Origin of the sequence: uncultured Eubacterium sp., assembly GCF_934295145.1 — a bacterium.
GTDB lineage: Bacteria > Bacillota > Clostridia > Lachnospirales > Lachnospiraceae > Eubacterium_I.
Genome location: NZ_CAKRAS010000022.1, coordinates 36,543 through 45,233, shown reverse-complemented (window position 1 = coordinate 45,233; position 8,691 = coordinate 36,543). Strand labels below are relative to the sequence as shown.

Annotated in this window: 6 protein-coding genes; 4 read left to right on the top strand and 2 right to left on the bottom strand. The window is 42.1% G+C overall.

Annotation, left to right across the window (positions count from 1 at the left end):
- Positions 1-651: 651 nt before the first annotated feature.
- Positions 652-1,329, top strand: coding sequence for a response regulator transcription factor (locus Q0I54_RS06165; RefSeq protein WP_367270787.1), 678 nt, complete (start codon positions 652-654; stop codon positions 1,327-1,329).
- Positions 1,330-1,411: 82 nt separating this feature from the next.
- The gene (locus tag Q0I54_RS06160) at positions 1,412-2,737 is read left to right on the top strand and encodes an ATP-binding protein (protein WP_296117304.1); all 1,326 of its coding nucleotides are present in this window, start codon (positions 1,412-1,414) and stop codon (positions 2,735-2,737) included.
- A 280-nt stretch (positions 2,738-3,017) separates the two neighbouring features.
- On the opposite strand, the gene Q0I54_RS06155 is transcribed toward Q0I54_RS06160, so the two are convergent.
- Both Q0I54_RS06155 and Q0I54_RS06150 read right to left on the bottom strand, forming a co-directional pair.
- Positions 3,018-4,175 carry a toxic anion resistance protein gene (locus tag Q0I54_RS06155; RefSeq protein WP_296117303.1) on the bottom strand — a complete coding sequence of 386 codons (1,158 nt, stop codon included), beginning with the start codon at positions 4,173-4,175 and terminating at the stop codon, positions 3,018-3,020.
- Between the two features lie 27 nt (positions 4,176-4,202).
- On the bottom strand, positions 4,203-5,369 hold the full coding sequence (locus Q0I54_RS06150) for a 5-bromo-4-chloroindolyl phosphate hydrolysis family protein (protein ID WP_296117302.1): 1,167 nt from the start codon (positions 5,367-5,369) through the stop codon (positions 4,203-4,205).
- A 202-nt stretch (positions 5,370-5,571) separates the two neighbouring features.
- Between Q0I54_RS06150 and Q0I54_RS06145 the strand changes: the two genes are divergently transcribed.
- On the top strand, positions 5,572-6,888 hold the full coding sequence (locus tag Q0I54_RS06145; protein WP_296117301.1) for an ATP-binding protein: 1,317 nt from the start codon (positions 5,572-5,574) through the stop codon (positions 6,886-6,888).
- Between the two features lie 21 nt (positions 6,889-6,909).
- Positions 6,910-8,508 carry an MBL fold metallo-hydrolase RNA specificity domain-containing protein gene (locus Q0I54_RS06140; RefSeq protein WP_296117300.1) on the top strand — a complete coding sequence of 533 codons (1,599 nt, stop codon included), beginning with the start codon at positions 6,910-6,912 and terminating at the stop codon, positions 8,506-8,508.
- Positions 8,509-8,691: the final 183 nt, after the last annotated feature.

Below are 8,691 nucleotides of genomic sequence, written 5' to 3'. Positions count from 1 at the left end.
TACGGTATCGTTGGAGATCTGAACAAGATCGTTCCGCTTCTTACTGAGGAGATCAAAAAAGCTCTGGCAGCTAAGTAAAATTTAAAGTTTGTGCAGTGGCTTAAACTTTAGTGTATGAATCAAAAACGTGGTATTTTACCTCCGTAGCTAACAATCGCTTACTGAGGAAAAATACCACGTTTTCTTTATCTACGATGTAAAATTATAAGTGCCACTTTTTTATGATATTAAATTTTATATCGCTTTAATCGCTATGCCGCTACGCCGAGGAAACCTTGTGCGGCACGCAGTGTGGGGTGGCGCAAAAATTTACAAAATTCATTGTGCAGATAAAGAACTCTTGGAATTTTTTCTCAAGGAGCGATTGTTAGCGACTGAGACAAAATTCCAGGAGTTCTTTTAAAAACCTAAATAGTGAATTTTAAGCCACCCGAAACAAGATACGTGGTATAATATATGTAAAATTTTTTACATAGAATTTACTTAAAATATGATTTTATTTTACGGGTGCTATTTATAATAATAAATAAGATAAACTAATTAGGATTAACAAACCAAGAAAGTATCCAGATAGTGAAAAAATGAGCAATAAGTAAAGCATAATGGACATAGGATGTCAGCTGTTTGAAGTAGATGAGGTGGAAAGATATGATGATTTATATCGTAGAAGATGATAAGAATATTCAGGAAATCGAGAGTTTTGCTTTGAAAAATTCCGGTTATGAAGTGCATGGATTTGAATGTGCCAGAGATTTTTATGCAGCTTTGGATGAACAGATTCCGGATTTGGTTTTATTGGATATTATGTTACCGGATGAAGATGGACTGCAGATTTTGAAAAAAATGCGTCTGAATCACAGCACAGTCCTGGTCCCGGTTATTATGGTAACGGCGAAAACGACAGAATTGGATAAAGTAAAAGGGCTGGATCTTGGTGCTGATGATTATCTGACCAAACCGTTTGGAGTGATGGAATTGATCTCAAGGGTAAAAGCACTGTTGAGAAGAAGTGCTTCTATTCAGAAAAAAGAAGTATATGAGTTTGAAGATATTACATTGAATGACAGTAAGCATGAGGTACATACTGCACAGGGGAAATGTGATCTGACTTATAAAGAATATGAATTATTGAAATATCTGATCATGAATGAGGGGATTGTACTGACCAGAGATCGTCTGATGGAAGAAATCTGGGGGATGGATTTTACCGGCGAGTCCCGTACGCTTGATATGCATATCAAGACATTACGTCAGAAACTGGGTCCGTCGGGTAAATTGATCCAGACTGTTCGAAATGTAGGATATAGCTTGAACCATATTAGAGATTAAATATATCAGATGTGAGATGACTCCCACCTCCTGCAGGTGGTGAGAAACAAGATACAAATAGTTTTTTGACGAGGCAGAAAGTATGAGAAAGAAAATTCATAAAAATTTAGTTGGAATTGCGGCACTGGCCATTTTACTGACCATTGGCTTGACATTCTGGGCATATTTTATGATGTTACAGAAGCAGATTTTTCAGGATCTGCAGACAGATGTTCATGTCCTTGCAAGTTCAGATTACATTGTTAATACATTGGAGCAGAATTATGATGCAAATGCGGACGGGCTGCGTATTACACTGATCAATACAGACGGAAATGTGCTTTATGAGAGCAAAGCCAATGCCAGCAAGATGGAAAACCACATGGAACGCCCGGAGGTTCAACAGGCGTTAAAAGAAGGTGAAGGAAAGGCAACAAGACGTTCCAATACCATTGGAACGCTGTCTTTTTATTACGCAGAAAAACTGGATAATGGCTGTATTATCCGTGTATCCAGAGATATTCCATACGTGGCAAAAATGTGTACATATCTGGTGCCAGAGTGTATAGGTATTTTTGCAGTGATTTTTGTATTATGTCTGGTTTTGGGACATATTATGACAAAACGGTTTATTGAACCAATTGAAATGCTGGCTGTGGATGTAGAAAAAGTAAGTGAAATGCAGACATATCCGGAGATTCAGCCATTTATTGAGACGATCAATCAGCAGCATCGGGAATTGAAACGAAATTCGAAGATGCGGCAGGAATTTACCGCAAATGTATCCCATGAGCTGAAAACACCACTGACGTCCATTTCCGGGTATGCAGAACTGATTGAATCGGGGATTGCACAGGGTGAAGATACTGTGCGTTTTGCGGGGGAAATCCATAAGAGTTCCCAGCGACTGCTGACATTGATAAATGATATTCTGCGTTTGTCACAGTTGGATTCTGTGGAAGAGTGTGTGGATAAAGAATCGGTGGATCTGTATGAGATGGCATTGAATTGTCAGGATATGTTGGAAATGCAGGCCAACAAACACCAGGTGGTTGTTCGGGTGAAAGGTGCAAGTGAAGTAATCCAGGCCAATCGCCGTATGATGGATGAGCTGATTTATAATCTGTGTGATAATGCCATTCGATACAATTGTGTTGGCGGTTCTGTGAATGTCACGATCGGTGAGGAAAATGGTCATCCGTTTGTGTCGGTAAAAGATACCGGAATTGGCGTATCCAAGGAAGATCAGGAGCGTATTTTTGAACGTTTCTATCGTGTGGATAAAAGCAGATCTAAGCAGACAGGTGGAACCGGGCTTGGTCTTGCAATTGTAAAACACATTGCAGTGATGCATAAGGCAGAACTGAAAATAGAAAGTGAGCTTGGAAAAGGAACGGAAATTAAAATTGTATTTCCGGTGCAGGTATGAGAAATGTTTCTGCTTTGTTCCATTTACGCCGTGTCACGCGGTGCCACGGCGTAAATAAAAAAAGCTGGAAGCAAAACTCCAAGGCAAGGCGGTAGACTGATTTTCGTTATCGAAGCGAGCATAGCCCGACCGCGGGAGTGTGTCTGAGCCAACAGCTGTCTTTGCTGTTGGTGAGTTCGCGAAAGCGGTCGGAGATAAGCGGCGCAGCGTAGATAGAAAATCATTCGTGCCGGCATTGGAGTTTTCTTCCAGCTTTTTTTAAACTACCATAAACAAGAAATTAATTACGAATCTCAAGAAGTTTCTTTTTGAGTTCATTTTCCATACGCTGCATTTCTGCTTCCGCAGTCTGACGTTTTTCACGGCCTTCTGTCTGAATCTTCAATACTTCATCAAAAGTACTGATCAGAGATTCATTTGTATGTTTCAGTGTCTCAAGATCTACAATGCCACGCTCAGATTCTCTGGCAGTATCAATAGTAGCAGTTTTCAGAATGTCAGCATTTTTGCGTAGCAGTTCATTTGTCATATCTGTTACTTCACGCTGTGCTTTGGCTGCCTGTGCGGAGTGCTCAATGCCAAGGGCAAGTACCATCTGGCTCTTCCACAGCGGAATGGTATTGACGATAGTAGACTGAATTTTTTCAGCCATCAGCGTATCGTTATTCTGTACCATGCGGATCTGCGGTGCAGTCTGAATGGAAATCATTCTGGTCAGTTCCAGATCATGGATTTTCTTCTCAAAACGATCACACATGGACTGCAGGTCTTTGGCTGCCTGTGCATCTTCCGGAAGGTTGGAAGCATTTGCTTTTGCAACTGCTTCGGCAAGTTCGCCGGCGCGGACTTCTTCCAGTTTTTTCTTTCCTGCAAGGATGTACATGGAAAGCTCTTTGAAATAATTCAGGTTAACATCATACATTTTGTCCAGCAAGGCAATGTCTTTCATCAGAGTTACCTGATGATTTTCCAGAGCGGTACATACATTATTTACATTTACCTCAGCTTTGTCATATTTTGCTTTCATAGCAGTGATCTTGTTGGAGGATTTTTTGAATAATCCTTTGAACCCTTTATCCTGCTCTGTGATATCAAAACTTTTCAGGTCGACAACCAGAGAGGAGAGCATGTCACCTACTTCGCCCAGATCTTTGGTGCGGACGTTATTTAGGGCAGCTTCGGAAAAGTCAGCCATTTTTTTCTGTGTGCCAACACCGTACTGTAAAATTGCCTGAGAGTTGTGCAGGTCGATTTTTTCAGAAAAGTCGTTGACCATCTGTAATTCTTCCGGAGTCAGATTGTTTTCACTGAATGCCGGGTCGGCAGCCTGTTCTGCAAGATCAGAAGCAGCAGTTGCAGCCGGTGTTTCTTTTGTCTCCGGCGCCACATCAAAAGTCAGTGTTGGTGTGGTTGCAAAGTCTTTAAATTCGTTGTCCATAGTAAATGTTCTCCTTAAAAAATGATTTTATTTGTTATTAAGGCTGAAATCGTCTTCTTTCAGACCTTCCTGTGCAAGCATCGTATTCAATACTGAGATATCAGAAGAGATATCCCAGGCGCGGTCTGCAAATAAGTTGTCCAGCAGTTTTTCGAATGCAATGTTCAGGGTATCAACTGTCTGCTCAATTTCAGCTTTTGTGCTGCTGATATTTTCCCCTTCGATTGGCTGTTGATCCAGCTCGCGGTAAGCATCCAGCAGTTTGGATGTGGTCGGCAGATAATAGTTCATCATTTTCTGCAGCTCTGGGGCCACTTCCGGGTGAATCCGGACTTCGTCAAAAATACGCTGTACCAGCTGCTCCATTTTATCCAGTTTGCGGGAAATTTCCTCTCCCGGGATTGCATCATTGCATTCACGGATATGGCGGACATAAGCCTGCCCTTCATCTATCAGTTTCTGGCATTCGGCAGATACTTTATGTTCTTCCTGCTCTTTTTCCATCACTTTTTTCTTTTCATAATATTCCAGTCTTGCGTTGCGGTAATCCTCGAAAGCCTGATCAGAAAGCAGGAAATAGTTGTCCTGTGTGTCCACATGTGCTTCATAGAACAGATGCTGATCGATCATTTTTTGCAGATCTTTTGCAATAAATGCAGTGGATTTGTGATTGCAATCCGCAAGCTGCTGAAGCGGTACACTTAAATGGTGGTCGATCTGGCGCACATAGCTTCTGAAACGGTTCAGCAGACGGATTTTTTTTGTACCGTTGACACCAAGGGTAAATCCGGTGACGGCGAGTACACCGAAGATAACAACCGGTACGATAAACATATGGGAAACAGCTGCGCTGAGGGCTGTGAATGTGATCAGTCCTGCCAGTGTAAATATTCCAACGGAATATCCAAGCGCCATGCTGATGATGGCACCGGCCTGTCCGCCCGGACGCTTGTTGTATAATACCGGTGGCTGTGCCTGATCCGGAGCCGGTCGCGTGTGTGTCGTTTTATAGTACGGATTAGAGCTATATGAATTATTGGCAGAATCTTTCACTGAACTTTTTACGTTGTCGATGGTGTCGTTGATCACGTCTCCGATGGAACGGCTCAGGTTTGTAAAATCTCCGGTGGAGATGGCTGCGTCAACGGCATCTTTTATTTTATCACCAACGTCATTCCAGTTTGTATTTGGCATATAAAAATCTCCTTTGTTACGTTATGCAAATCCTGTAGTTCTTACAATAAGAAATGGATTCGTTTTTATGTTTTCTATGATACCTTATCAGAAAGAAAAATACAACTATTGGCAAAGTGGAAAAAAGGGTATAAACTATTAAAAAAGCATAAAGAAGTTCCGGCAGGAACCATAAAAAAGAAAACGTACAGGAGGTTTCAGTATGTACAGAGATATTGCAAAATTAATTATGTATGGAGACATAGACGAGGATTGTATTTTATATCAGATGGGTGAGATTTTCCGGGAATTTGAGGAGGGCACCCAGAGCAATGCAGTGCTGATCCGCAAGGTGTATACCCAGATCAAACGTCTGCTGACGGTGGCAACAGATTTTGGATTTGATAATAATCTGTGGCACAATTACCTGGCGTATTTCCTTATTACAAATGAAAATCCATTCAGCATCACCTGTGAAAAAATCGGTGCGAACGATGGAAGTGTCAACCATTTCGCAAAAAATGATTTCGCGGCCATCAAAAATCTGTTTGAGTATGATTTTTCTGAAATTGAGAAATCTCTTGGTATTGACTGCTTTACACAGATTTCCAATTATCGTGCCATTGAGAAAAAAGAACTGATGTACAACAAAAATGTCAGTGAGAAAGTACAGGCATTGAGCAGCCGCATGGAACAGGCGAAAGATGTGGAAGGATTTTTCACAGCAGTAACTGAATTTTACCGTGATTACGGTGTTGGCATGTTTGGTCTGAACAAGGCATTCCGTATTCAGGATCGTACCGACAGCAAACTTGTATTTTTACCGATCAACAACATGGATAAAGTGATGCTGTCTGATCTGGTTGGATATGAGATCCAGAAGAAAAAACTGGTGGACAATACCCGTGCCTTTGTGGAAGGAAAAAAAGCAAACAATGTGCTGCTCTTTGGTGACAGTGGAACCGGTAAATCAACCAGTATCAAAGCAATTGTCAATGAGTTTTACGGTCAGGGTCTGCGCATGATTGAAATTTACAAGCATCAGTTCAAAGATCTGTCAAATGTTATCGCAGCCGTGAAAAACAGAAATTACAAGTTCATTATTTATATGGATGATCTCTCATTTGAGGAATTTGAGATTGAATATAAATTCCTGAAGGCTGTCATCGAAGGCGGTGTGGAGACAAAACCGGATAATATTCTGATCTATGCGACATCCAACCGCCGTCATCTGATCCGTGAGACATGGAGCGACCGCAACGATGTACAGCAGGATGAGGGAATGCATCGTTCCGACACGATGCAGGAGAAACTTTCTCTGGTTAACCGTTTTGGTGTTACCATCAATTACTCCAAACCGAGCCAGAAAGAGTATTTTGACATTGTGGTCCATCTGGCTGCAAAAGCAGGCATCAAGATGTCTGAGGATGAGCTGAAGGCAGAAGCAAATAAATGGGAACTGAGCCATGGCGGAATTTCCGGCAGAACCGCACAGCAATTTATCTACTATCTGCAGGGCAAAGAGGATGATGAAAAATAATATGTAGAAGGGGGTTTTTCTATGAGAATTGAATTTATTGGTGCAGCGCATGAAGTAACAGGAAGTTGTCATTATCTGAAAATCGGGGAAAAACATATTCTGGTGGATTGTGGTATGGAGCAGGGGGCAGACATCTACGAAAATCAGGATATTCCGGTGAATGCAGCAGCGATTGATTATGTGTTTGTGACACACGCACATATCGACCATTCCGGATTATTGCCGCTGTTGTATGCAAGAGGCTTCCGTGGACAGATTTTTGCCACAAATGCTACCACACAGCTTTGTAACATCATGTTAAAAGACAGTGCACACATTCAGGAGTTTGAGGCAGACTGGAGAAACCGGAAAGCCCGCAGAGCCGGTCAGCCGGAAGTCGTTCCTATGTACAGTGTGAATGATGCGCAGGGTGTTTTGAACTATTTTGTGCCATGTGATTATGATAAAAAAGTGCATGTGTGCGATGAATTGACTGTATGTTTCCGTGATGCAGGTCATCTGCTTGGCTCTTCTTTTATTGAAATGTGGGCAAAAGAGGGGGACGATGAGTGCAAACTGATCTTCTCCGGTGATATTGGAAATGGCAACCGTGCGCTGATCCGTGATCCGGAAATCCCGGAATCCGCGGATTATCTGATCATGGAGTCTACCTATGGAGACAGAAATCATGATGTTCCGCCTGATTATGCATCCGAGCTGGCCAGAGTGCTGGCAGTGACATTTGCCAGAGGAGGAAACGTAGTTATTCCGGCATTTTCCGTAGGACGTACCCAGGAAATGCTGTATTATCTGAGAAAAATCAAACAAAATCAGATGTTGTCTTCCTTCCAGAATTTCGAGGTGTATGTGGATAGTCCGCTTGCCATCGAAGCGACAAATATTTTTAATAAAAACGTGCTGGAGTGTTTTCGCGAGGAAGATCTGGAAATGATCAAAAGTGGCATTAATCCAATTGGTTTCCCCGGATTAAAGACCACGGTTTCCAGTGATGAATCCAGAGGAATTAATTTTATCAAGACACCAAAGGTAATTATATCTGCTTCCGGAATGTGTGAGGCAGGCCGTATCCGCCATCATCTGAAACATAATTTGTGGCGGGAAGAGTGTACTATTGTATTTGTTGGATATCAGGTTCCGGGCACATTGGGATATCAGCTGTTGAACGGCGCAAAAGAGGTAAAACTTTTTGGTGAGACAGTACATGTCAATGCAGAAATTTTGAATCTGCCGGGTATCAGCGGCCATGCGGATAAAGATCACCTGACCGCCTGGGTGCAGGGCATGAAGCAGAAACCGAAACGGGTGTTTGTGGTTCATGGACAGGATCAGGTGACGGATAATTTTGCAGCACATTTAAAAGAAGTGGTTGGTGTGGATGCCGTGGCTCCGTACAGCGGGGATATTTATGATCTGCAGCAGAATCTGTGCGTTGTTCAGGGCAGCAGAAAACTGGCAGAGAAACGCAAGACCAAGAAATCTGTCAACACGGTATTTGAGAGACTTCTGGCAGCAGGTCAGCGCCTGATTGCGGTTATCCATAAAAACAAAGAAATCGCAAATAAAGATATGGCGAAGTTCGCAGATCAGATCAATGCGCTGTGTGATAAGTGGGATAGATAGAAAAAATTATCTTTTTTGATTTTTTTAGGTAAATTTAAAGTTTCCACCCTATACTGTTAGTAAAGAAATTCAAGTCGAACGCACGTGAGACTTGGTGCGTGATTCTGGTCAGCGAAAGCTGACATATTCTTCTCAGAATCACTGCACATCCTCGCGGAGCGTTTATCTCAGTCGGAGATTGTA